The sequence below is a fragment of the Pseudomonas sp. NBRC 111131 genome (assembly GCF_001320525.1).
GTDB lineage: Bacteria > Pseudomonadota > Gammaproteobacteria > Pseudomonadales > Pseudomonadaceae > Aquipseudomonas > Aquipseudomonas ceruminis.
This window is the reverse complement of the sequence record NZ_BCBH01000020.1, coordinates 1-22,544: the sequence shown is the minus strand read 5'-3', so window position 1 is coordinate 22,544 and position 22,544 is coordinate 1. Positions and strand designations below refer to the sequence as shown.

16 protein-coding genes and 3 pseudogenes are annotated in these 22,544 nt (G+C 57.7%); 10 read left to right on the top strand and 9 right to left on the bottom strand.

Features of this window, described 5'->3' with window-relative positions:
- Nucleotides 1-27: 27 nt before the first annotated feature.
- From APH34_RS18110 to APH34_RS18100, 3 genes and pseudogenes are all read right to left on the bottom strand, one after another.
- On the bottom strand, nt 28-3,627 hold the full coding sequence (locus tag APH34_RS18110; RefSeq protein WP_054902321.1) for an ATP-binding protein: 3,600 nt from the start codon (nt 3,625-3,627) through the stop codon (nt 28-30).
- A gap of 8 nt (nt 3,628-3,635) precedes the next feature.
- Entirely contained in the window at nt 3,636-4,256 is a 621-nt protein-coding gene (locus APH34_RS18105) for a response regulator transcription factor (protein ID WP_054902320.1), read from the bottom strand.
- 277 nt (nt 4,257-4,533) lie between these two features.
- Nucleotides 4,534-5,268, bottom strand: a pseudogene (locus tag APH34_RS18100) (deoxyguanosinetriphosphate triphosphohydrolase); the annotation flags it as partial.
- Between the two features lie 289 nt (nt 5,269-5,557).
- Between APH34_RS18100 and APH34_RS18095 the strand changes: the two are divergent.
- From APH34_RS18095 to APH34_RS18085, 4 genes and pseudogenes are all read left to right on the top strand, one after another.
- Nucleotides 5,558-8,098 (top strand): EAL domain-containing protein, encoded by a 2,541-nt coding sequence (locus APH34_RS18095; protein ID WP_082422835.1) that lies wholly within the window; start codon nt 5,558-5,560, stop codon nt 8,096-8,098.
- A 24-nt stretch (nt 8,099-8,122) separates the two neighbouring features.
- Nucleotides 8,123-8,905, top strand: a pseudogene (locus tag APH34_RS30385) (PAS domain-containing protein); the annotation flags it as partial.
- A 99-nt stretch (nt 8,906-9,004) separates the two neighbouring features.
- On the top strand, nt 9,005-9,445 hold the full coding sequence (locus tag APH34_RS30380) for a methyl-accepting chemotaxis protein (RefSeq protein ID WP_371263313.1): 441 nt from the start codon (nt 9,005-9,007) through the stop codon (nt 9,443-9,445).
- 78 nt (nt 9,446-9,523) lie between these two features.
- Entirely contained in the window at nt 9,524-10,888 is a 1,365-nt protein-coding gene (locus tag APH34_RS18085) for a deoxyguanosinetriphosphate triphosphohydrolase (protein ID WP_236198584.1), read from the top strand.
- Nucleotides 10,889-11,050: 162 nt separating this feature from the next.
- Here APH34_RS18085 and dgt read toward each other — a convergent pair.
- The 4 genes and pseudogenes from dgt to APH34_RS18065 all read right to left on the bottom strand — a co-directional run.
- Nucleotides 11,051-11,674 (bottom strand): annotated as a pseudogene (gene dgt, locus APH34_RS18080) (dGTP triphosphohydrolase); the annotation flags it as partial.
- A 124-nt stretch (nt 11,675-11,798) separates the two neighbouring features.
- On the bottom strand, nt 11,799-12,128 hold the full coding sequence (locus tag APH34_RS18075) for a hypothetical protein (RefSeq protein WP_054902317.1): 330 nt from the start codon (nt 12,126-12,128) through the stop codon (nt 11,799-11,801).
- Nucleotides 12,125-12,499 (bottom strand): phage holin family protein, encoded by a 375-nt coding sequence (locus tag APH34_RS18070; protein ID WP_054902316.1) that lies wholly within the window; start codon nt 12,497-12,499, stop codon nt 12,125-12,127. The genes APH34_RS18075 and APH34_RS18070 overlap by 4 nt, the downstream gene beginning before the upstream one ends.
- 9 nt (nt 12,500-12,508) lie before the next feature.
- The gene (locus APH34_RS18065; protein ID WP_054902315.1) at nt 12,509-12,823 is read right to left on the bottom strand and encodes a YqjD family protein; all 315 of its coding nucleotides are present in this window, start codon (nt 12,821-12,823) and stop codon (nt 12,509-12,511) included.
- A 312-nt stretch (nt 12,824-13,135) separates the two neighbouring features.
- On the opposite strand from APH34_RS18065, the gene APH34_RS18060 reads away from it, so the two are divergent.
- The 5 genes from APH34_RS18060 to APH34_RS18040 all read left to right on the top strand — a co-directional run bounded on the left by APH34_RS18060 (nt 13,136) and on the right by APH34_RS18040 (nt 16,509).
- Entirely contained in the window at nt 13,136-14,344 is a 1,209-nt protein-coding gene (locus APH34_RS18060) for an ammonium transporter (RefSeq protein ID WP_054902379.1), read from the top strand.
- A gap of 73 nt (nt 14,345-14,417) precedes the next feature.
- Complete coding sequence (locus APH34_RS18055) at nt 14,418-14,657, top strand: glutaredoxin family protein (RefSeq protein WP_054902314.1); 240 nt, start codon at nt 14,418-14,420, stop codon at nt 14,655-14,657.
- A 105-nt stretch (nt 14,658-14,762) separates the two neighbouring features.
- Nucleotides 14,763-15,194: a D-Ala-D-Ala carboxypeptidase family metallohydrolase gene (locus tag APH34_RS18050; RefSeq protein ID WP_054902313.1), complete on the top strand. Its 432-nt coding sequence runs from the start codon at nt 14,763-14,765 to the stop codon at nt 15,192-15,194.
- A 71-nt stretch (nt 15,195-15,265) separates the two neighbouring features.
- Nucleotides 15,266-15,574, top strand: coding sequence for a hypothetical protein (locus APH34_RS18045; RefSeq protein WP_054902312.1), 309 nt, complete (start codon nt 15,266-15,268; stop codon nt 15,572-15,574).
- A 50-nt stretch (nt 15,575-15,624) separates the two neighbouring features.
- Nucleotides 15,625-16,509 (top strand): pseudouridine synthase, encoded by an 885-nt coding sequence (locus APH34_RS18040; RefSeq protein WP_054902311.1) that lies wholly within the window; start codon nt 15,625-15,627, stop codon nt 16,507-16,509.
- 47 nt (nt 16,510-16,556) lie between these two features.
- Here the strand turns inward: APH34_RS18040 and APH34_RS18035 are convergent, their stop codons facing one another.
- Together APH34_RS18035 and acnA are read right to left on the bottom strand one after the other, a co-directional pair.
- Complete coding sequence (locus APH34_RS18035) at nt 16,557-18,122, bottom strand: PAS domain-containing methyl-accepting chemotaxis protein (protein WP_054902310.1); 1,566 nt, start codon at nt 18,120-18,122, stop codon at nt 16,557-16,559.
- Between the two features lie 260 nt (nt 18,123-18,382).
- Complete coding sequence (gene acnA, locus APH34_RS18030; RefSeq protein ID WP_054902309.1) at nt 18,383-21,124, bottom strand: aconitate hydratase AcnA; 2,742 nt, start codon at nt 21,122-21,124, stop codon at nt 18,383-18,385.
- Nucleotides 21,125-21,348: 224 nt separating this feature from the next.
- On the opposite strand from acnA, the gene rlmM reads away from it, so the two are divergent.
- Nucleotides 21,349-22,413, top strand: a complete 1,065-nt coding sequence (rlmM, locus tag APH34_RS18025) for a 23S rRNA (cytidine(2498)-2'-O)-methyltransferase RlmM (protein WP_054902308.1) — start codon at nt 21,349-21,351, stop codon at nt 22,411-22,413.
- The last annotated feature ends 131 nt before the right edge of the window (nt 22,414-22,544 follow it).

The following is a 22,544-nucleotide window of genomic DNA, read 5'->3' as shown; positions in this document are numbered from 1 at the left end:
GCGGCAGCCCGCCCGCGCGCCGCTTCCTCAAGCCCTGGCCAGCAGCCTGGCCAGGGCTTTCTCTACGCGGCGCATATGCCGCGCCAACGCCTGCCGTCGCAATTTCACCTGCGAGGCTGGCAAGCCGCTTTCTTCCAGAGCCTCGCAAGCCTTCATCATGTTCCGCGCTTCGAGCATCCGTGCTGCGCTGAGGATCTTGTGCGCCTGTTCGTGGATGGCCGGTGCCGCATGTTCGGGGTCCATACGCATGAGCTGGGCCAGGTCCTGTTGCAGGCTCAGGTGCAGGGCGGTGAGAAACCGGTCACGGTCGTTGGGGTCGTTGCCGACGATGCCGGCCAGGCCCTTCAGGTCGAACAGTGGGCAGGTGTCAGCCTCCTGTGGGTGGGCGGCAATGCTTGCCAGGCGCTGGCTCAGGGTGCGCAGGCTGATGGGTTTGAGCAGGCAGTCGTCCATGCCGACACTGAGGCATTTTTGCCTGACTTCCGGCTGGGCATTGGCGGTGTAGCCCAGAATGATGCAGCGAGGGCGAGCGCCTTGACGTTCTTCGGCGCGCACCGCAGCGGCGAGTTGGTAACCGTTCATGTGCGGCATGTTGCAATCGAGCACCACCACGTCGAATTGCCCGCTGCGCCATTTGCTCAGGCCTTCGCGGCCGTCGCTGGCGCTGGTGGGTGTGAGGCCCAGGTAACCCAATTGCTGCTCCATCAGCAGCAGGTTGGCCGGGTGGTCATCGATCACCAGCACGTTCAGGTGCGGATCGGGCCGCTCGACATCTTCTGCCCCCAGTGCCTGCGGCGGCGGTGCGTCAACGCATTGCAACGGCATGACCAGGCGAACCTGGGTGCCGAAATCCGGCATGCTCTTGATGCTGAGGTCGCCGCCCATCATTTCACACAGGTTGCGGCAGATGGCCAGGCCAAGCCCGGTGCCCGCTCGCGCGCCCTGGCTATGTGGGTTGGCTTGCACGAAGGGGTTGAACAGGCGCTGCAAGTCATCGTCGTGAATGCCGATGCCGCTGTCGCGCACTTCAAGCTCCAGGCTTGGCGCTGCATCTGGCCCTTCATCGCGCAGGCTCAGGCTGATGCGCACCTGGCCGTGCTCGGTGAACTTGATGGCGTTGCTGATCAGGTTGGACAGGACTTGCTTGAAACGCAGTGGGTCGAGCAGGGCATGGCAGCGGGCGTCGGGGCTGATGATGATCTCCAGCGCCAGGCCTTTCTGCCGCGCCTGGCCATCGAACACGCGGCCCACCGATTCGACCAGCCTGGCCAGGTCAACCGGTTCCGGTGCAAGGGACAGGTGGCCGGACTCGATGCGCACGATGTCCAGAATATCGCCGATCAGGCCCAGGAGGTCCTTGGCCGAATGGTGTGCGACTTCCAGCGAGGTGCGGTCGATCTGCCCCTGGTTGGCGCGTTTGACTGCAAGTTCCAGCATGCCGATGACGGCGTTCATCGGCGTGCGGATCTCGTGGCTGATGGTGGCCAGGAAGGTGCTCTTGGCACGGTTGGCGTCGTCGGCCAGTTGCTTGGCTTCGCGTAGCTCCTGCACCAACTTGCGCCGTTCGCTGATGTCGATCCAGCCGCCGATGATGCCCTGTACCTCACCCAGGGAGTCCCGGTAAGGCAAGATCCAGTGGTAGAGGGTGATCTCGCGGTCCTTGAGCCGCAGTGGGCGATCGATGATCAGCGGTACGCCGGCGGCCATTACCTGCAGATAGTCGGCATGGATCTGGCGGGTGGCTTCGGCGCCCGCGAACAGGCTATCTTCCAGGCGCTTGCCAAGCACCTCATCGAGGTTTGCCTGAACCGCTTCCAGGTAGCTGGCGTTGCAGCTTTTCAGGCAGCCGTCGCGGTCGCGCACATACATCGGGTGGGGGGTGCCGTTGAGCAGCGCGCCCATGAATTCCAATTGATCGTTCAGCGCCCGTTCGGCGCGTTGACGCTGCTTGATCTGCCGCCGCAGGCGGGCGTTCCAGATCAATGCCAACAGCAGGAGCAGCCCGGTGCCCAGCAACACCTGCAGGACCAGCCGGCGAACCTTCTGCCAGCTGTTGTCCTCGTGCGCGCTGTAGCCGCGCCAGCGATTGTTGATCACGCCCAGTTCTTCTGGCGAGATGCTCAGCAGTGCCTTGTCCAGGATCGAGGCCAGCGCGCTGGCCTGGTCGGTCGTGGCCATGGCGAAGTTGGCAGGTTCGATGCCAACGGTATTGCGAATGACCAGGTTGGCATTGCCGGCCAGCGCGTGGCTGGCATCGATGAGCGTGGTTATCACGGCGTCAACGGCGCCGCTGCTCAGCAGGGCCATGGAATAGAAGGGGCTTTCGGTCTCGATCCAGCCGGTTTGCGGATAGTGGGTGGCCAGCATTTTGGCCATCGCGCTGTAGCGGGTGACGGCGATGCGGCGGCCCCGCAGTTTGTCCAGCGAGGTGTACTGCGCAGTCTCGGCACGGGTCACCAGCACATAGGCGCTTTCCAGGTAAGGGCGGCTCAGGTGCAAGCGCTCGTTGCCCATGTCGTCCACGGCAAGCGCGGCAATCATGTTCACGCGCCCGTCTTGCAGGCGTGCGATCATCTCGGCGATACCGTTGGCTCGCTGCACCTCAAAGCGCAGGCCGGTACGCAGGCGGATCAGATCGAGCAGGTCGGCGGTGATACCGCGGAAATGGCCATTGCTGTCGAAGTAGGACAGCGGTGCAGCGGTCTCGTCGATGGCCACTTGCATGACCGGATGGCGCTGCAGCCATTGCGCCTCTTCCTGTGTCAGCTGCAGTTTGCGGTCGGTCAGCAGCAGGTCGCCGCCGGCCCCCCAGCGTTTGAAGATGCTGGTGCGCACAGCGCTGGACTGGCGCTCGAGCGTGGTGTTCACCAACGCCCGCAGATGGATGTCCTGGGCCCGCATGGCAAAACTGAAACCCACGTTTTCGTGCTTGCCGAAACTGGCCATGCGCAAGCGTGGCAGGTGGCCGCGATTGAGCAGGTAGTGGGTCGAGATGGTGTCGCCGATGAACACATCGGCCTGCCCGAACGCTACGGCATTGAGGGCCTGGGTTGGAGAGCCGAAGGCCAGCAGTTCGGCTTTGGGATAGATCGCGCTGACTTCCTGGTTGGGCAAGTAGTGATAAAGCATACCCAGGCGCATGCCTTCCAGGCCGCGGTTAAGCGCACGGTTTTCATCCTCGCGGGTAACCAGCACGGGCTGATCTACGGCGTAGGGGTGCGATAGCGCCAGGCCATCGATTGCCGCTTCAAAACCGTTGGCGCTGCCCAGCAGGTCGATGTGCCCGTCTTTTAAGGCCTGAACAGCGGCTTGTCGGTTGGGGTAGCGCAGAACCCGTATGGGCAGTTGCAGGGCTTTGCCGATCAAGTTGGCGTATTCCGCGGTCAGGCCTTGGTAGTCGCGGCCACCACTGGTGATGTCAAACGGTGCATAGTCCGGTGCCGAGGTGCCCAAGGTCAGGTATTCACGGCCCTGCAGCCATTGCCGTTGCTGCGCACTCAACTGGGGTTGCAACAGGGTGGTCGATGAACGGGCGAGCAGTGTGTAAGGCGTAGCCTCCTGTTCGGTGGCCTGCGCACCGCTGGCCACTATCAGCATGAGGGCCAGCCAGGCAAGGAATCGCGCCATTGAAAACCTCAGACGAGCGCGTTGCGTTTGGCCATTTCGATGAGATCGACCAGCGTGTCGACCTGAAGTTTTTGCATCAGGCGCTTTTTGTAGGTACTGACCGTCTTGTTGCTCAGAAACATGCCTTTGGCGATTTCCTTGTTGCTTCGCCCCTGGGCGAAAAGTTGCAACACCATCAGTTCGCGATCATTGACCTGGCGGAAGAGGCTGAGATCGGCGTCGGACGATTCGTGGCCATTATGGATAGCCTGGCTGGGAAAATAGTTGTAACCGGCTAGTACGGCCTTGATTGCACTGAGCAGTTCGCTCAAGTCTTCCTGCTTGCACACATAGCCTGCGGCACCCGACTGCATGCAGCGCACGGCAAACAGCGCTGGTGACTGTGCGGTGAGGATCAGCACCTTCAGTGGCAGGGCCATGGCCTGGAAGCGGGAGAGCACCTCAAGGCCGTCCAGCTTGGGAATGCTGATGTCGAGGATGACCAGGTCCGGAAGCGTTTCGCGAATCATCTGCATGGCGTCCACGCCATTGTCCGATTCGCCGACGACCTTGTAGTTCTGGTTTTCTAGCAACATACGAACAGCCAGACGGATGACTGGATGGTCATCGACAATAAATACGGAGTGCATGTTCAACTTCCCTGCGGCGGATAAAGGCAGTGGCACCTTAACCCAGTTGGAACGCGTGCGGGATGCGAGGAACGACGATTAGCCGTATATGGGAAATGGCTTACAGGAAATAACAATTTGAGCCACGAAGCACCGCCCTTGAACAGGGTGTTAGAGGTGTTTTGGTAACTTTTTATTGGTTACGTTAGTTTGGATGTTTAGTTGGTAAACGAGGTGTGTAGGAAATTTCTTTCAATGAGCGATGCCGCATGCTCCGGGGCATGCGGCATCGCTCAGTTCAGGTCGGGCTGGAGCGCCCGGTCATTTCCCGGGCCATCTCGCTGGCATAGCTGTCGGTCATGCCGGCGATGAAGTCGATCATGCGCAGGAATGCCGTGTAGAGGGAGTCATGAGGGTGAGGCGCGTTGTTGCCGATCAGGTCCAGCACGCGGCGGCTCTTGAACGACGGGGTGCGCCCGCCATGTTGCTCGAGGGCGGCGCCGCAGAAGGTGTTGAGCAGGATCTCCAGGGTGGTGTAGGCGCCAATTTCATGCAGCGTCTTGCGCTTGTCCTGGAAGATCTTGTTGCGTGCCATGGCCTTGGCCTGGAGCACGCAGCGCTGGGCGGGGCCGTGCATGTGCTCGACCAGGTCACCACTCAGTTGCCCGGCGAGCAGTGCCTGCTGCTGTTCGACGAAAGCGCCCGCAGCGGCATTGGTGAGGTGCTCGATGGCCTTGCCCCGCAGGATTGCCAGTTTGCGCCGGCGGGAGTCCGAAGGGCCGAGCTGACGGTAGGTTTCGGGCAGGTCATCCCCCACCAGGTCCAGCAGCAGTGCTTCTACTTCGGCGTACTCCAGCAACTCCATCTCCAGGCCATCTTCCAGGTCGATCAGCCCGTAGCAGATGTCGTCTGCTGCCTCCATCAGGTAGACCAGGGGGTGGCGTGCCCAACGCTGCTCTTCCAGCAGCGGCAGGCCAAGCTTGTGAGCGATCTGCTCCAGTAAAGGCAACTCGCTCTTGGTAATTACACAACCACTTCTTATATTGATTGCGGGGTACACATAAATAGGTATTTTCCGGCAGATTTTTCTTTGGATTCAGTTTCTTAGGGTTTGATGCTTCAGTGGGTAAGATTTTGCCAAATGCTTTTTCTGTCCATGTGGTCAGGATTTGATTGGCAAGGTATAGATGTTCGAGAGCATTTGATGACTTGTAATTTTAATGGCCTTAAGCTATGAGTGCATTGTGGGGGGGGCTGCGGGCTAAGCCTGCTAGAACTCCGTTGCTAGGATGCTTTTTGAGTAGCTCATCGGTAGTATCTAAATGCCTATTGCACATAATCTTTCAAAGATATTTACTCAGACACTTGAGCAAGCTGTAGATGGTGTTGTTGTTATTGATACTGAGAACAATGTTGTTCTTTTTAATCGTGCGGCGGAAACTCTGTGGGGTTATAGCAGGGATGAAGTGCTAGGGCGTAATGTGAAGATGCTCGTTCCTTTAGGGATGCAATCTGATCACGATGATTACATAAATGAAAATCGTCGGACGGGTGTCAATAAAATTGTTGGCAGTACGCGAGAAGTCCCGATTCATAGAAAGGATGGCTCTCAGCGTTGGGGAGCTATGTCGATCTCTCGCGTCGAAAGTGAAGGTCTGGTTGTTTATACTGCTTTTGTGAAAGATGTTACTGATAGGCGTAAAGAGCGTCAACGCACCAAGCTACTATCAATGGTTGCGAATGAGACGGACAATGCAATTGTTATTACCGATCATGAATGGAAGATTGTCTTTGTAAATAAAGGGTTTGAGCGTATTTTTGGTTATTCATCTGACGAGGTTGATGGCTTAAGGCCTGCTGCTCTGATAGTACCGCATTTGAGTGAGGCGAGAATTGAGGAGGTCCACTCTAGGTTGAAGGCCGGGTTGTCTTTTAAAGTTGAGGAGTTGACGCGTCTTAAAAGTGGTGAGCGTATATGGTCGAATATTGCAATTAGTCCTATCTTGAGTGCTGGTGGCGAGCTTGTTAATACTGTCACTGTGCTTGCTGATGTGACGGGGTCAAAGATACACGAGGTTATTCAAAGTACTATACTGGATGCCATGGTGCGGGAGAATCCTCTAGAGGAGGTAATGGATCTGGTATGTAGGGAAATTGAATTGGTTGAGCCTGATATAAAGATAGCTGTTATACAGGTTGATGAGGATGGGGTCATGCATCCGCTGGCGGCCCCGAGTCTGCCGGTTGAGTATGCAAGGCTGTTAGAGGGGATGCAGGTAAAGAATTGTGTCGGTTCTTCCAGCAAGGCTGCTTACTATGGTGAGTCTATTGTTACGGAAGATATTGAGCAAGATCCAATATGGGATGGCTTGTCAGAAGACTTTTTGAGGTTGGGGATTAAAAGCTCTTGGTCTACGCCTGTCAAGAATACAAAGGGAAATGTTATTGGTGTACTTGTTTTTTATTACTCAGTGCGTCGGGTTCCTTCAGGTCTTCATAAAATGATGATGGAGGTTGCTTCGCCGCTTTGTGCTCTTGCGATGGAGCGTGAAGAGGATAGGGAGAACATACGACAGTTAGCGTTTTATGATAGCCTTACCGAACTCCCCAATCGCAGTCTATTGCACGCTAAAGCAGACCATGCTTTGGTTGATGCAAGGAGATCAAGAAGCTCAATGTCGGTCCTGTTTATAGATTTGGATCGGTTCAAGCAAGTTAACGATTCGCTTGGGCACCCTGCGGGTGACGTGTTGCTTAGGGCTATTGCTGAAAGATTATTATGCAATCGCCGAGCGTCTGATATCGTAGGGCGGCTGTCTGGAGATGAATTCGTTGTGGCTCTACCAAACTGTGGTAGTGAACATGTTACTGAGATTGTTGAGGAAATAAAGAAGTCTATATCAAGGCCGATTAGTATTGGTGGGGTTGTTTTGTCGCCGTCCGCCAGCATAGGGATTAGTGTGTATCCGCAAGACGGTCATGATATGGCGACTTTGATACATCGTGCTGATATGGCCATGTATCAAGCAAAAGGAAGCGGGAGAGGTAGGTTTAGTTTCTTTAGTCCTGAACTGAATCAATTGGCTCTAGAAAGGCAGGAGTTGGAAAGTGCATTGCGGTTGGCAATAGATGGCGGTGAGCTTAAGTTGCACTATCAGCCGCAAATTAATGTGGGTGACGGGACGCTCTATGGTGTTGAAGCTTTGGCTAGGTGGCGGCACTCAAAGTTTGGAGAAGTTTCTCCTTCGAGGTTTATTCCTCTTGCTGAAGAGTGTGGCCTGATAGGGGACTTAGGTGCTTGGGCTGTAAGGGAAGCTTGTCGTCAGCTTGCAAGCTGGAGGCGAAAAGGGCTGAAAATACCTGCCGTTTCTGTGAATTTGTCGCCAAGTAATTTTCATAATTTAGATCTTGGTGGGATGATACTGAGGACTCTATCGCAGCATGATTTAAAGGTTGGCGATTTGACTTTGGAGCTAACGGAAAGTGTTTTGCTTGATACGAATCCTAATACTATGAAGGTGTTGGGTGATGTCAGCTCAAAAGGGATTAAGTTGGCGATGGATGATTTTGGTACGGGCTACTCTAGTTTAAGCTATCTTAGGAAGCTTCCGATTCAAGAGCTAAAGCTAGATAAGAGTTTTGTTCTTGAATTGGAAACAGATGAGACAAGTAGAGCACTTAGTGAGGCTGTGCTTAGGATAGGTGATAGTTTGTGTTTAAAAGTTGTCGCTGAAGGCGTTGAAGAGCTGGGGCAATACAAGGTTCTCAAGGAGCAGGGTTATCATGTTGCTCAAGGGTACTTTCTTTCAAAGCCGCTTGCTCCCAGAGAATTAGAAGAATGGGTTTCCAATCTCTGTAACTAATTTAGTTTTCACGTGGGTGATGATATGTTTTTCAAGGGTAAGGATTTAAAAGAAAAGCTTGAGGAAGTTAGTGAAAAGCTTTTTTCGTTGGAGCAGGTTAGGAAAAGTCTTGATGATGAAATGTTAGTGCTTCGATTGGGTTCTCAAGGTGTTATTATAGAGGGTAATGGTAATTTTTTACGTGAAATGATGTATTCGGCTGAAAAATTGGCTGGGAGGCCAATTTTTGACTTGGTTCCAGATTTTGCTCGGAATACAGATCATTTTAACCGCATGAAGAATGCTGTTCAGTCTGGGAAGCATTGGGTTGGTGCTCTTCAAGCTTGTAGGGGGAATGGGGAGGAGGCATGGTTGCGTGTGATTATTCAGCCAATTAGAAGCTCAACGGGGGTGCTTTCTCATCTCTCAGTGTATGCCACTGACCTTACCCGAACTATCGAGGAGTCCTGTGAGCATGAGAATTTGATTGGGGCTTTGCAACGTTCAACTGCAGTTATTGAATTTGATCTAGATGGTATGGTTTTAACTGCAAATGATAGATTTTTAAGTGCAATGGGTTACAGCTCAGAGCAAATAAAAGGAAAGCACCACAGGATTTTCTGTGAGCCTGCAGAGTCATCCTCTAAAGAATATGAGGGTTTTTGGGAGAGGCTCCGAAGGGGAGAGTTTTTGGCGGGTCGCTTTAAGCGTATAGATAGCTATGGTCGGGTTGTGTGGCTGGAAGCCTCGTATAGTCCAGTTTCGGACTCTTATAAAAGACTATATAAGGTGGTTAAGTTTGCAACTGTCATTACTGAGCAAGTTAACCGCGAGCAGGCAGTGTCTGAGGCGGCTGATATAGCTTATGGTACTTCGAGGAATACTGATGAAAGTGCACGGCGTGGTAGCGGAGTGGTTCAGGATACAATGAGGGTAATGCAGGAGTTGGCTGCTCAAATGGAAGCGGCTGTAGAGGGTATTCGTGCACTAGATCAACAGTCTCAATTGGTTGGTGGGATTGTAAAAAGTATTGGGGGGATTGCTGATCAGACTAATTTGCTTGCACTCAATGCTGCGATTGAAGCGGCAAGGGCTGGTGAGCAGGGACGGGGGTTTGCTGTAGTTGCTGATGAGGTAAGACAGCTTGCATCCAGAACTACGAAGGCGACGAAAGAAATTGTCGATGTGGTTTCTAAAAACCAAAAAATGGCGGAAGAGGCTGTTCGAATCATAGAGCAGGGTAAAATGCATGCGGTACAAGGTCTTGAGCTTTCTGCTGAGGCAGGAAATGTTATATGTGAAATTCAGGAGGGGGCTCAACAAGTGGTTGAGGCGGTAGAGCGTTTTGCTAATAGGTTGGGTAACTGATTGGTCTTGTGAGTTTGTGTTTTGCTGATGTCAATGGCTTGTGATTTTTTGTGTGTTGTTCCTTCGCCCGGAGGTGCTATGGACAGAATGAGTTGGGATAAGTTGTTGAATACTACTCGATTAGGTGGACGCCCCCCGAAGTCGGAACTTGGTCGTTCCCCCTTCCATTCGGACCACGATAAAGTCATTTTCTCAGGTGCGTTCAGACGCCTTGCAAGAAAGACTCAGGTACATCCTCTGGCGACCAATGACCATGTGCATAATCGCCTGACCCATAGTTTGGAGGTGGCTTGTGTAGGTAGGACGCTCGGAGTCCGAGTTGGGCAGGAGCTTTTGAAGGAAAAGCTAATACCTGATTACTATTCAGCTTCTGATATTGGCGATATCGTACAAACGGCATGTCTCGCTCACGATATTGGTAACCCGCCTTTTGGACACACTGGTGAAGAGGCAATACGTCATTGGTTCACTAATGACGTAGGTGCGAAGATGATTGAGTGCTTGCCTTTCAATGAGGCTACTGACTTTCGTAGATTTGAAGGGAACGCCCAAGGGTTCCGAGTGTTAACAACTTCAGAGTATCATCCGTATGATGGGGGTATGCGTCTAACTTATGCATCGTTGGGGGCTTTTATAAAGTATCCATGGATGGCAGGTGATGCAGTTAATCAGTTGCGACCTGTTAAAAATAAATATGGTGTTTACTGCTCGGAACTTGGTTTTTTCGATGAGGTGGCGGATGCGACGGGGCTGTTAAAGCTTGGTAATGGCTGGCGTTGCCGCCATCCATTAGCTAACTTGATGGAGATTTCAGATGACTTTTGCTACGCCATCCTTGATCTGGAGGATGGTGTGGAGATGGGTATTCTCGAATGGGATAAGGTTTTTGATATTTTGTGCCTCGTTCTCGGTGAGCAACAACGGGACCAGTTGGCAAAAGAAACTCAAGGCATGAAGCTAGGGCGTAGATTATCTATGGCTCGCGGTAAGGTTATCTCTGCATTCGTAGATGCAGGGGTGGCTGCTTTTATGAGTAATTATGATGAAATTATGGCTGGGAAGGCTCTTGGTATATTTGAACTGTGTAGTAGTAATGTGCGTGATTGCGTAAACTCTGCCAAAATTCTTGCACGCGAGGAAATTTTCCAACATCCGCGTAAAGTTGAGCTTGAAATAGGGGCTTACAGCACGATATCAACGTTGTTGCAAGTTAGCTGTTCGGCTGCTCTAAGTTTTGCTAGGAATGGCGGAGTCGCTGATTCAAAGACCAAGCGAGTAGTCGATTTAATGGGACTTGACTTGGTTGCTATAAACGCTCGCGAAAATGTTTCAAAGGACTACTCCGCGATTATGCAGGTTCTGGACTACGTGAGTGGCATGACTGATAACTACGCCGTGCATTTGGCTCGACAGTTTAGTGGTATGGGCGGTGAGCGAATTTAGGTGGATTGGCTCTCGCCAATGGTGGTATGTTCAAGTTCAGCAAAGCCCTCCTTATTCTTTTTTTGATTATCAAATTTAATTCTCATGCCAAAATAGTTGCACTTATAACTTTTTGGCTGTTGATTTTCAAAAAATATCATTTTTGGCTGTTTACTATAGCCACAGTTCGCTCTGGTAGCAACCGAACTTGTGCTTCTTGTAACCCAGGGCATCGGCATGCCGGGCGGTCCACGGGTACTTGAGGTAAGTGCCCAGGGTGGCGTAGGTCAGCCGGGTGCCGCCATCGAACTGGTGGTACTCGAGTTGGGTGAGCACCCGAAAGCCCTGGGCATTACCTTCGAAGTTGAGGAAGTCGGCGCGCTCGTGATCACTCATGTCGTCCAGCCAACCGCGCCCTGCGGCCTGTTGGAACCAGTGGCGGATGGCGTCTTCGCCGGAATGGCCGAACGGTGGGTTACCGATGTCATGGGCCAGGCAAGCGGACTGCACGATCATGCCCAGGTCACTGGGGCCGCACCATTCGGGCAGGCTATCGCGCAGGGTTTCGCCCACACGCATGCCAAGTGAGCGGCCAACGCAACTGACCTCCAGGGAATGGGTCAGGCGCGTGTGGATATGGTCGTTGCTGGAGACCGGATGGACTTGGGTCTTACGACCCAGGCGGCGGAATGCGCCTGAGAAGATGATCCGGTCGTGGTCTTTGTGGAACGGGCTGCGTCCCAGTTCTTCGGGGCTGTACAACGCTTTGCCCAGGCGCTCTCGGGTGAGCAGGGTTTGCCAGTCCAAGGCGTGTTCTCCTGTCGATCGATGGGCGTAGCTTCAGGTGTCGGGGCAGGCTATGCAAGCGGCAAGTCAATACGGCCCTGTCGCCGCCAGGACGGCAACAGGGCCGCAGCAGGTGCCGAAGCGTTCAGGGGCGTCGCGAGCCCTGGAAGTACAGCTTCACCAGCGGCAGCAGGCTGGTGCCCAGGCGCACCAGGCGCGCCAGGTTACCACTGCGCACGCCTTTGCCGGTAAGAAAGCCCAGCGCGACGACCGCACCAATGCCCCACAGCGGTGCGTGCTTGATGCCCAGCCCGTCGTGCAGCGAGCCGCCCATGCCGCGCAAGCGCTGCAGGGGTTGCAGCAGTTGCCCCGACTCGTGACGGATCTGCTGGCGGTGCATTTCCATGCGCAGGCGCAGCAGCGCCTTGCGCAGCTCCCGTGGGTTACGCGTATTTGGCAGTTCAGGCAGGCTCATGGCGTCAGGCGCTCCCGGTCCTTGGCAAGTTCTTCGAGGGTGGCACTGAACGGCGACGACTCATCGAACACTGCAGCTTTGAGCCGTAATCCGCAGTACAGCGCAGCCAGGCCATAGAACACGCACAAGCCAACGATACCGGCCAGGCGGTAGCTGTCCCACAGCAAGACCAACAGCAGCCCCGACAAGGCGGTCAGCAGCAACAGGGCAAACACCAGGGCAAGGCCGGCGAACAGCAACAGCCTCAGGGTGCGACCTTTCTGCTCCTGCAGCTCAATGCCGAGCAGTTCGATATGGCTGTGCAGCAGCCCCAGCAGCGCTGCACCCAGGCGCTTGCCCGAGGCACTGGTGCCAATGGCTTCATTCTCCATGGGGGCTCCTCAACGCCGACTGGCCAGCAGGCCGATCAACAGGCCTACGCCTGCGGCGATACCGATGGCTTGCCAAGGGTTGTTCTGAACGTACTGCTCAGCGCTCCCCAGGGCTGCCTGGCCACGCTCGCGCACGGAGTCCTGGGTAAGCTGCAGGGTCTCCCGGGCCTGGGTCAGGCGGTCGTGGATCTGTTCGCGCAGCTCGTCAGCCTGGTCACCGGCGAGGTTGGCGGTGTCAGCCAGGAGTTTCTCGGTGTCACGCACCAAGGCCTGGAAGTCAGCCATCAAAATCTCTTGTGCAGTCTTTGCGGTTTTGCTCGCCATGTGTGGCTCTCCCTGTGTAGGTGTGTAGGTGATTCGAGTTACCCGGTTCGCTGAAGGTTCACTGCGACGCTGGTATGAGGCTTGCTAATGAAGCGTGCCACAACGCGGGGCGCAGACCGGGACGTTGCGCCAATCAAGGGCGAAAACCCCGGCGGATACGAATAAACCTTAACCCAATCCACGACAAACCAAGAAAAAACCACGCAGGCTCCGCCCCGCTCGTTGCAGCGGGGTCGCGGCTGGCACCGATTCGGTGCAGGGATGCAGGTTTTTGAACTGTCCTGGTGCCTTTTCAGCAGGTCTGCCTATTTCATGGAAAACATGCACAGCGCGATGGACTCCCTGGTCCACGGTTCCAACACTCTGTTCATCCTTATGGGCGCCATTTTGGTGCTGGCCATGCACGCCGGTTTCGCGTTTCTGGAAGTGGGTACCGTGCGTCACAAGAACCAGGTCAATGCCTTGTCGAAAATCCTCAGCGACTTCGCCATTTCAGCGTTGGTCTACTTCTTCATCGGTTACTGGATCGCCTACGGCGTGAGTTTTTTGCATCCGGCATCGCAGCTGGCCGCCGACCATGGCTATGCGCTGGTCAAGTGCTTTTTCCTGCTCACCTTCGCCGCCGCGATCCCGGCAATCATCTCTGGCGGCATTGCCGAACGTGCGCGGTTCGTTCCGCAGTTGTGCGCCACGGCCTTGATCGTGGCATTCATCTACCCGTTCTTCGAAGGGGTGGTGTGGAATGGCAACCTCGGGATTCAGGGCTGGCTGCAGGCGCGTTTCGGTGCGCCGTTCCATGACTTTGCCGGGTCAGTGGTGGTGCATGCCATGGGCGGCTGGCTGGCCTTGGCGGCGGTGCTGCTGCTGGGCGCGCGGCGCGGGCGCTACCGTGATGGGCGGCTGGTGGCTTTTGCACCGTCGAGCATTCCGTTCCTGGCGCTGGGCTCCTGGATTCTGATCATCGGATGGTTCGGCTTCAACGTGATGAGCGCGCAGACCCTGCAAGGCGTCAGCGGTCTGGTGGCGGTCAACTCGCTGATGGCCATGGTAGGCGGCACCCTGGCAGCGTTGCTGGCGGGCCGCAACGACCCAGGCTTCCTGCATAACGGGCCTTTGGCAGGCCTGGTGGCGATTTGCGCGGGCTCTGACCTGATGCACCCGATTGGCGCGCTGGCCACCGGCCTGGTGGCGGGGGTGCTGTTTGTCTGGAGCTTCACCGCCGCACAGAACCGCTGGAAGATCGACGACGTCCTGGGCGTGTGGCCGCTGCACGGTTTATGCGGGGTATGGGGCGGTATTGCCTGTGGCATCTTTGGTCAGCTGGCGCTCGGTGGCTTGGGCGGCGTCAGCCTGGTCAGCCAGCTGTTCGGCAGCCTGGCTGGGGTGGCAGTCGCGTTGCTCGGTGGCTTCGCCGTGTATGGCCTGATCCGCGCAGTGCACGGCTTGCGCTTGAGCCATGAGCAGGAGTTCCAAGGGGCCGACCTGTCATTGCACCGTATCGGCGCCACCAGCCAGGACTGAGCAGGCGGGGTGCACGGCGTGCGGGAGGGGCCTAGAATAGGTTTCTTCCCACAGCCAAACCGAGTCCTGCCCCATGCTGCCTGAATGCCAACTCTTCGGCACTGTCGGGTGCCACTTGTGCGAAGTGGCCGAAGCCGTCCTGATGCCGTTTGTCGATCATGGTTTGCTGGTCGAACTGGTGGATATCGCCGATAGCGAGGCGCTGTTCGAGCGCTATGGCCTGATCATCCCCATACTGCGTCGCTGCGATACCGCCGCCGAACTGCACTGGCCGTTCGATGCAGAACAGGTGGTTGCCTTTCTGGGGCAGTGAGGGCCCAGGGAAACATCGCCTGACTGCGTTAGCTGTGTTGCTGAACGATGATGCCGTGCTGGTCACAGCCACCACCACCTCATCATCGTTTTCGAGATTGTAGCCATGCGCATTACCCCACATTTCACCCTGCAAGAAATGATCGTTTCGCAAATCGCTTCCAGAGAAGGGCTGATCAATACACCTACGCCGCAGGTCATCACCAACCTGCACCTGTTATGCCAGGCGCTTGAGCAGGTGCGTGCGCTGTTCGCCCGGCCGGTCATCGTCAGTAGCGGCTACCGCAGCGCGGAGTTGAACGCGCGCATCGGCGGTTCGTCCCGCAGCCAGCACATGACAGGGCTGGCTGCGGATTTCGGTGTGGTGGGCATCAGCCATCGCGAGGTGGTTCATCGGATCAGTAAAAGCAATGTGGAGTTCGACCAGCTGATCCTGGAGTTCGACAGTTGGGTTCATCTCTCGGTCTCGCCCAGCGCGCCGCGCCGGGAGGTGCTGACCATTCGCAGAGGTACTGGCTACATGTCGGGGCTGAAGTGAAGGGTCGGCGAATTGACGCAGGGGCAGGTATGCTCGTATGCTGTATATAAATACAGTATAGAGATAGGTTCATGCTCAACGTCGAGCAACTCAAGTACAGCGTCAACCGCATGCCAGTGGAGCGGGTCTACGATGCGGTGCTGGAACTGCGCCTCGAAGGCCTGGTTACCGATGATCGTACGCCTTTTGGCAAAGTACATTTCAATACCTGTTTCGCCGAGATCGAGGCGCTGTTCCAGCGGGCGGGATACCACCGCGGGCTGGATGTGGTGGGTTATCAGGGTTTGCTCTACGCGCTCTACGACCCCGGGCGCTGGGAGGCCGTACAGGTACTGCGCTGGCTGAAAGAGCGCAGTGAGCGGGTAGTGCAGGCTGGCTGAGCTGTTGGGCTTGGGGGATAATACGCAGCCTTGAGTGTTCCGAGCCTGCCATGACCACGCCTTTCGATCCTGCCCACCAGCAAGCCAGCACGGTCTGCCTGCCCCCCGGCAACTGGGCAACGGTTCTCGATTGCCTGTGCGACCATTTCAAGGCCATCGAGCGTGCGCAGTGGCTCGACCGCTTTGCACGCGGCCGCGTGCTCGACGCTGCCGGCAAGGCCATCAGCGCCGATTTGCCCTACCGCCGCGGCATGCGCCTGCATTACTTTCGCGAAGTACCCAACGAACGCCCCATCCCGGTACAGGAAACCATCCTGCATGTGGACGAGCACTTGGTGGTGGCCGACAAACCCCACTTTCTGCCCGTTACGCCGACCGGCGAGTACGTCGAGCAGACACTGCTGCGCCGCTTGATTCGCCGCCTGGACAACCCGCACCTGGTGCCGCTGCACCGGATCGACCGGCATACCGCAGGCCTGGTGTTGTTCTCTGCCAACCCGCAAACGCGTAGCGCTTACCAACGGCTGTTTCCTGAACGGCGCATCGACAAGCGTTATCAAGCCATTGCCGCTGCGTTGCCCCAGCGTGAGTTTCCCCTGGTGCATACCAGCCGCTTGGTACATGGCGAACCGTTTTTCCGAATGCAGGAAGTACCGGGGGCCGACAACAGCGAAACCCTCGCCGAGGTGCTGGAGAAGAACGGTGAGCTGTGGCGCTATGGCTTATCGCCGGTGACCGGCAAGACCCACCAGTTACGCGTCCACATGGCCGCGTTGGGGGCGGCGATCTGCAATGACCCGTTCTATCCTGACTTGCGCAACGAAGAGGATGATTATCAGCGGCCGTTGAAGTTGCTGGCGCACAGTTTGCGTTTTGCTGACCCGCTGACGGGTGAGGGGCGCTATTTCGAGAGCCGTTTGAGCCTGGATTGGTAGGGCATCTGGCCTCATCGCCGGGTTACCGGCAGTGAGGCCAGGCGGCCTTAACGGTTGAAACGCTCCACCAGCGAGTACTGGCCACCCGCAGTAGTGGTCAGCTCTTCACTCAGCAGTGCCGAGTGCTGGGCCTGCTCTGCGGTCTGGTCGGCCAGTTCAGCGATGGTGCTGATGTTGCGGCTGATTTCATCGGCCACAGCGGTCTGCTCTTCGGTGGCCGCCGCAATCTGAGTGGCCATATCGGTGATATTGGCCACGGCTTCGCTGATACCGACCAGTGCCTGGTCCGCCTGCATGACGCGGTCGACGCCTTCCTGGGCCTGGCGATGACCGGTCTCCATGGTCAGTACGGCGGTGTTGGCAGTTTGCTGCAATTTGGCGATCAGGCCATGGATTTGCCCTGTGGACTCGGCGGTACGCTGCGCCAGTTGGCGTACTTCATCGGCAACCACTGCAAAGCCGCGGCCCATTTCCCCGGCGCGGGCCGCTTCAATGGCGGCATTGAGTGCCAGCAGGTTGGTTTGGTCGGCAATGCCTTTGATCACATCGACCACGCCCCCGATCTCGTCACTGTCCTTGGCCAGTTGCGTCACAGTCTCGCCGGTTTCGCCCACGGCAGCCGAAAGGCGTTCGATGGCGTCGCGGGTTTCCCCGGCGATCTGGCGGCCTTGGCTGGTCAGGCGATTGGCTTCCTGGGTGGCGTCTGCAGTGCGCTGCACGTGGTTGGCCACTTCCTGGGTGGTGGCGGCCATCTGGTTGACGGCGGCTGCAACCTGTTCGGTTTCGACCCGCTGACGCTCCAGGCCCGAAGAGCTCTTGTGGGCCAGCACATCAGACTGCCGGGCCTGTTCGCTGAGGTGCTCGGCACTGTCCTGCAGGCGGGTCAGGCAAGTCTTCATGCGCGCGTCCTGGCTGAGCATGGCCATTTCCAGGCGTGCCTGGACGCCGCGGCTGTCGGTGTACATCTGTGCGATCAGCGGGTCGGAGGTGGTCTGTTCGGCCAGGCGCAGCAAGCGCTTGAGGCCGCGTTGCTGCCAGCCCAGGCCGAGCAGGCCCAGGGGCACTGACAGGGCGGCGGCCAGGGCGAAGCCCCAGGAGTGGCCCAGCCAGTTGCCAATCAGGAAGCCAATCTGGCTGACCAGGATGAAGGGCAGCCAGTCCTGCAGCACCGGCAGCCACTTGTCACGGCGCGGAATGGCGGTCTTGCCCTGATTGATACGCTGGTACAGGGCTTCGGCGCGGCGGATCTGCTCGGCGGTAGGCTTGACCCGCACCGACTCGAAACCGACCACCTGGTTGTTGTCGAAAATCGGGGTGACGTAGGCGTTGACCCAGTAATGGTCGCCCGATTTGCAGCGGTTCTTGACGATGCCCATCCAGGGCTGGCCTTGCTTGAGGGTTTGCCACATATGGGCGAACACCGCCGATGGCACATCGGGATGGCGCACCAGGTTGTGCGGCGCGTCAGTCAGCTCCTCGCGGGTGAAACCGCTGATCTCGATGAAGGCATCGTTGCAGTAGGTGATCACACCCTTGGCATTGGTGGTGGAGATCAACCGTTGGTGGGCAGGGAAAGTCCGTTCTCTCTGGGTAATCGGCTGGTTGTTACGCATGGGCTGAGTAATCCGCAAGGCTTTCCACAGGTATCGGCAAGCCAGTGTTTTTATTGAATGAATATTTAACTTGCTTGATCTGGGGCAATAGCTAGCCACCGGCGTTGCGTTAGCAGCACCGTCCATTTACTGATGTAGGCGTCATTATGACCGTTTTTTTGCTAACACATGACGTGAAAGTCAGATCATGACTCATCGGCTGGCCAAGAGCCAGCCTCTGGTCGTGGAAGCGGGGCGCAAGGCGCCCCGGGTCATTGCAATCAGCTGGCAATCAACTGACGCAAGACGTAGTGCAGAATCCCGCCCGACTTGAAGTACTCCACTTCATTGACGGTATCGATGCGGCACAGCACTTCGATTTCCTGCTGCTGCCCATCCTCGCGGGTAATCCGCAGTGGCAAGCTCATGCCCGGTTTCAGTTGCACGCCCGCCAGCCCCAGCACATCGATGCGTTCCTTGCCGGTCAGCCCCAGCTGCTTGCGATCATTCCCGGCCTTGAATTGCAACGGCAGCACGCCCATGCCCACCAGGTTGGAGCGGTGGATGCGCTCGAAGCTCTCGGCCAGCACCGCCTTGACCCCCAGCAGGTTGGTGCCTTTGGCGGCCCAGTCGCGGCTTGAACCGGTGCCATACTCCTGCCCGGCGATCACCACCAGCGGTGTGCCTTCAGCCTGATAGCGCATGGCCGCATCATAGATCGACAGCTTCTCGCCTGTGGGCACGTACAGCGTATTACCGCCTTCCTCGCCAGCGAGCATCTCGTTGCGGATGCGAATATTGGCGAATGTGCCGCGCATCATCACCTCATGGTTGCCGCGCCGCGAACCGTAGGAGTTGAAGTCACGGGGTTCAACACCTTTGTCGCGCAGGTAGCGCCCGGCCGGGCTGTCGGCCTTGATGTTACCGGCCGGGGAGATGTGGTCGGTGGTGACCGAGTCACCAAGCAGGGCGAGGATGCGCGCGCCCTGTATGTTCTCGATTTGGGGCAGCGGGCCGCCGATGTCGTCGAAGAAGGGCGGGTGCTGGATGTAGGTGGAGTCATCCTGCCACACATAGGTGGCGGCCTGCGGCACCTCGATGGCTTGCCACTGGGCGTCGCCAGCAAACACTTCGGCGTATTCCTTGTGGAACATGGCGGTGTCGACCTTGGCCACCGCCTCGGCAATTTCCTGCTGGCTGGGCCAGATGTCGCGCAGGTACACCGGCTGCCCGTCCTTGCCGGTGCCCAGCGGGTCCTGGGTCAGGTCCAGGCGCACGGTGCCAGCCAGGGCGTAGGCCACCACCAGGGGGGGCGATGCCAGCCAGTTGGTCTTGACCAGTGGGTGGACCCGGCCTTCGAAGTTGCGGTTGCCCGAAAGCACCGAGGCCACGGTAAGGTCGGCGCTGCTGATGGCTTTCTCGACGGCTTCGTCCAGTGGCCCGGAGTTGCCGATGCATGTGGTGCAGCCATAGCCGACCAGGTCGAAACCGAGTTCGTCCAGGTAGCGGGTGAGCCCGGCAGCATTGTAATAGTCGGTGACCACCTTGGAGCCTGGGGCCAGTGAGCTTTTGACCCATGGTTTGCGTTGCAGGCCTTTTTCGAGGGCTTTCTTGGCGACCAGGCCAGCCGCCATCATCACGCTGGGGTTGGAGGTGTTGGTGCAGGAGGTGATCGCGGCGATCACCACGGCGCCATCGCGCAAGGTGTAGGTCTTGCCTTGATGGCTGTAGTCGATCTCGCCCGCCTGGTCGGCATTACCGACTGCCACGCCACCGCCGCCTTCGCTTTCCAGGCGGCCGACTTCTTTGGCCAGTGGCTTGGGTTGCAGCTCGATGAAGTGGTCGAAGGCCTGGCTGACCTGGCCCAGGGCGACCCGGTCCTGAGGCCGCTTCGGCCCGGCCAGGCTCGCTTCGACCTGGCCCATGTCCAGGGCCAGGGTGTCGCTGAACAGCGGCTCCTGGCCTGGCAGGCGCCACAGGCCTTGCGCCTTGCAGTACTGCTCGACCAGTTGCACGGTCTCGCTGGGGCGGCCCGACAGGCGCAAATAGTCGAGCGTCACCTCATCGACCGGGAAAAAGCCGCAGGTGGCGCCATATTCTGGCGCCATGTTGGCAATGGTGGCGCGGTCGGCCAGGGGCAGGTCGGCCAGGCCGTCACCGTAGAACTCGACGAACTTGCCCACCACGCCTTTCTTGCGCAGCATCTGGGTCACGGTCAGCACCAGGTCGGTGGCGGTGATGCCCTCGCGCAGCTTGCCGGTGAGCTTGAAGCCGATCACTTCCGGGATCAGCATCGATACTGGCTGGCCGAGCATGGCGGCTTCCGCCTCGATGCCGCCCACGCCCCAGCCGAGCACGCCCAGGCCGTTGATCATGGTGGTGTGTGAATCGGTGCCGACCAGGGTATCGGGGAAGGCATAGGTGCGGCCGTCTGCTTCGCGGGTCCACACGGTGCGCCCAAGGTACTCCAGGTTGACCTGGTGGCAAATGCCGGTCCCCGGCGGCACCACACGGAAATTGTCGAACGCGCTCTGGCCCCAGCGCAGGAAGGCGTAACGTTCGCCGTTGCGCTGCATTTCGATATCGACGTTCTCACTGAACGCCTGGGGTGTGGCGTAGCGGTCGACCATCACGGAGTGGTCGATCACCAGGTCCACCGGGGACAGGGGGTTGATCCGCTGTGGGTCGCCGCCGGCCTTGGCCATTGCCGCGCGCATGGCCGCCAGGTCGACCACCGCTGGTACGCCGGTGAAGTCCTGCATCAGTACTCGCGCCGGGCGGTACTGGATTTCGCGATCGGAGCGACGCTCCTGTAGCCAGCCGGCCAGGGCGCGCAGGTCTTCGCCCTTGACGGTTTCTCCGTCTTCCCAGCGCAGCAGGTTTTCCAGCAGCACCTTGAGCGACATGGGCAGGCGCTGCAGGTCGCCAAGCTGCCGGGCAGCTTCGGGGAGGCTGAAATAGTGGTAGGTGTGATCGGCTACCTTGAGGGTTTTGAGGGTGTTCAGGCTATCGAGCGAGGGCATTGCCTACTCCTTTTGCACCGGTGCCCGGCATTTGCTGGAAGGATGCCGGTATCACCGCTCTGTTTCGGCCCGCACGGTACGGACCTGGCTGAATGGTCAGGTTAGACCGGTTTGGCGGCCCTGACCCTATTCTGGACCGGCGGGGCATGTCGCAGGTTCCGATCTTCCTTTATCATCGCCGCCCTGCCGGCGCCCTTGGCGCGCCAGCCGTAGTGGAGTGAGAGATGAATACCCTGTTCATGCATTGCCGGCCCGGGTTCGAGGGCGAGGTGTGCGCCGAGATCAGCGAACATGCCGCGCGCCTGGGTGTTGCTGGCTATGCCAAAGGCAAGCCGCAGAGTGCCTGCGCCGAGTTTGTCTGTGCCGATGCCGAAGGTGCCGAACGGTTGATGGCGCAACTGCGCTTTGCGCAGCTGATCTTCCCGCGGCAGTGGGCGCGTGGCAGTTACATCGAGTTACCGGAAAGCGATCGCATCAGTGTGTTGCTTGAACACCTGGCGGGGCAGCCGGTGTTTGGCAGCCTGTGGCTTGAGGTGCTCGACAGCAATGAGGGCAAGGAGCTGTCGACGTTCTGCCGTAAATTCGAGGTGCCATTGCGCAAGGCGTTGGAAAAGAGCGGGCGGCTGGTCGACAACGCGAGTTTGCCTCGGTTGTTGCTGACCTTCATCAGCGGCCGGCGGGTTTTTGCGGGCGTGGCCGAGGCGAACAACAGCGCGCTGTGGCCGATGGGTATCCCCCGTTTGAAGTTTCCGCGGGAGGCGCCGAGTCGCTCGACCCTCAAGCTTGAGGAGGCCTGGCACCAGTTCATCCCGCGCGAGCAGTGGGAACAGCGCCTGGGTGACGACATGACCGGGGTGGACCTGGGGGCTTCGCCGGGTGGTTGGACTTACCAGCTGGTGCGTCGAGGCATGCTGGTGACGGCTATCGACAATGGCCCTATGGCCGAGAGCCTGATGGACACGGGGCTTGTGCAGCACTTGATGGCCGATGGTTTTACCTGGCAGCCGAAGCAGCCGGTGGACTGGATGGTCTGTGACATCGTCGAGAAGCCGGCGCGCACGACGTCATTGATCGAGACGTGGCTGGGGGAGGGGTTGTGCCGTGAGGCGGTGGTCAACCTGAAGTTGCCGATGAAGCAGCGTTACGCTGAAGTACGGCGGTTGCTGGATCGCATGGAGGCGACGTTCAAGGCGCGTAAAGTCAGGGTGTCGATTGCCTGTAAACAGCTGTATCACGACCGTGAGGAAGTGACGTGCCATTTACGCAGGCTGGACCTGAAACCACGTTAAAGCGAAGCCCTGGCGCTTTTGCTTTTGCTTTTGCTTTTGCTTTTGCTTTTGCTTTTGCTTTTGCTTCTAAGCGCACGGTAGATCAGGCGCCGCCGATTGCGACTTCAGGAGGCCGAGCGCAGGTCTTGCGG

Bases quoted from the DNA above. Each gene is read 5' to 3' on its own strand.
- APH34_RS18110 (WP_054902321.1), bottom strand. From the start codon at position 3,627: ATGGCGCGATTCCTTGCCTGGCTGGCCCTCATGCTGATAGTGGCCAGC.
- APH34_RS18105 (WP_054902320.1), bottom strand. From the start codon at position 4,256: ATGCACTCCGTATTTATTGTCGATGACCATCCAGTCATCCGTCTGGCT.
- APH34_RS18095 (WP_082422835.1), top strand. From the start codon at position 5,558: ATGCCTATTGCACATAATCTTTCAAAGATATTTACTCAGACACTTGAG.
- APH34_RS30380 (WP_371263313.1), top strand. From the start codon at position 9,005: ATGAGGGTAATGCAGGAGTTGGCTGCTCAAATGGAAGCGGCTGTAGAG.
- APH34_RS18085 (WP_236198584.1), top strand. From the start codon at position 9,524: ATGGACAGAATGAGTTGGGATAAGTTGTTGAATACTACTCGATTAGGT.
- APH34_RS18075 (WP_054902317.1), bottom strand. From the start codon at position 12,128: ATGAGCCTGCCTGAACTGCCAAATACGCGTAACCCACGGGAGCTGCGC.
- APH34_RS18070 (WP_054902316.1), bottom strand. From the start codon at position 12,499: ATGGAGAATGAAGCCATTGGCACCAGTGCCTCGGGCAAGCGCCTGGGT.
- APH34_RS18065 (WP_054902315.1), bottom strand. From the start codon at position 12,823: ATGGCGAGCAAAACCGCAAAGACTGCACAAGAGATTTTGATGGCTGAC.
- APH34_RS18060 (WP_054902379.1), top strand. From the start codon at position 13,136: ATGGAAAACATGCACAGCGCGATGGACTCCCTGGTCCACGGTTCCAAC.
- APH34_RS18055 (WP_054902314.1), top strand. From the start codon at position 14,418: ATGCTGCCTGAATGCCAACTCTTCGGCACTGTCGGGTGCCACTTGTGC.
- APH34_RS18050 (WP_054902313.1), top strand. From the start codon at position 14,763: ATGCGCATTACCCCACATTTCACCCTGCAAGAAATGATCGTTTCGCAA.
- APH34_RS18045 (WP_054902312.1), top strand. From the start codon at position 15,266: ATGCTCAACGTCGAGCAACTCAAGTACAGCGTCAACCGCATGCCAGTG.
- APH34_RS18040 (WP_054902311.1), top strand. From the start codon at position 15,625: ATGACCACGCCTTTCGATCCTGCCCACCAGCAAGCCAGCACGGTCTGC.
- APH34_RS18035 (WP_054902310.1), bottom strand. From the start codon at position 18,122: ATGCGTAACAACCAGCCGATTACCCAGAGAGAACGGACTTTCCCTGCC.
- acnA (WP_054902309.1), bottom strand. From the start codon at position 21,124: ATGCCCTCGCTCGATAGCCTGAACACCCTCAAAACCCTCAAGGTAGCC.
- rlmM (WP_054902308.1), top strand. From the start codon at position 21,349: ATGAATACCCTGTTCATGCATTGCCGGCCCGGGTTCGAGGGCGAGGTG.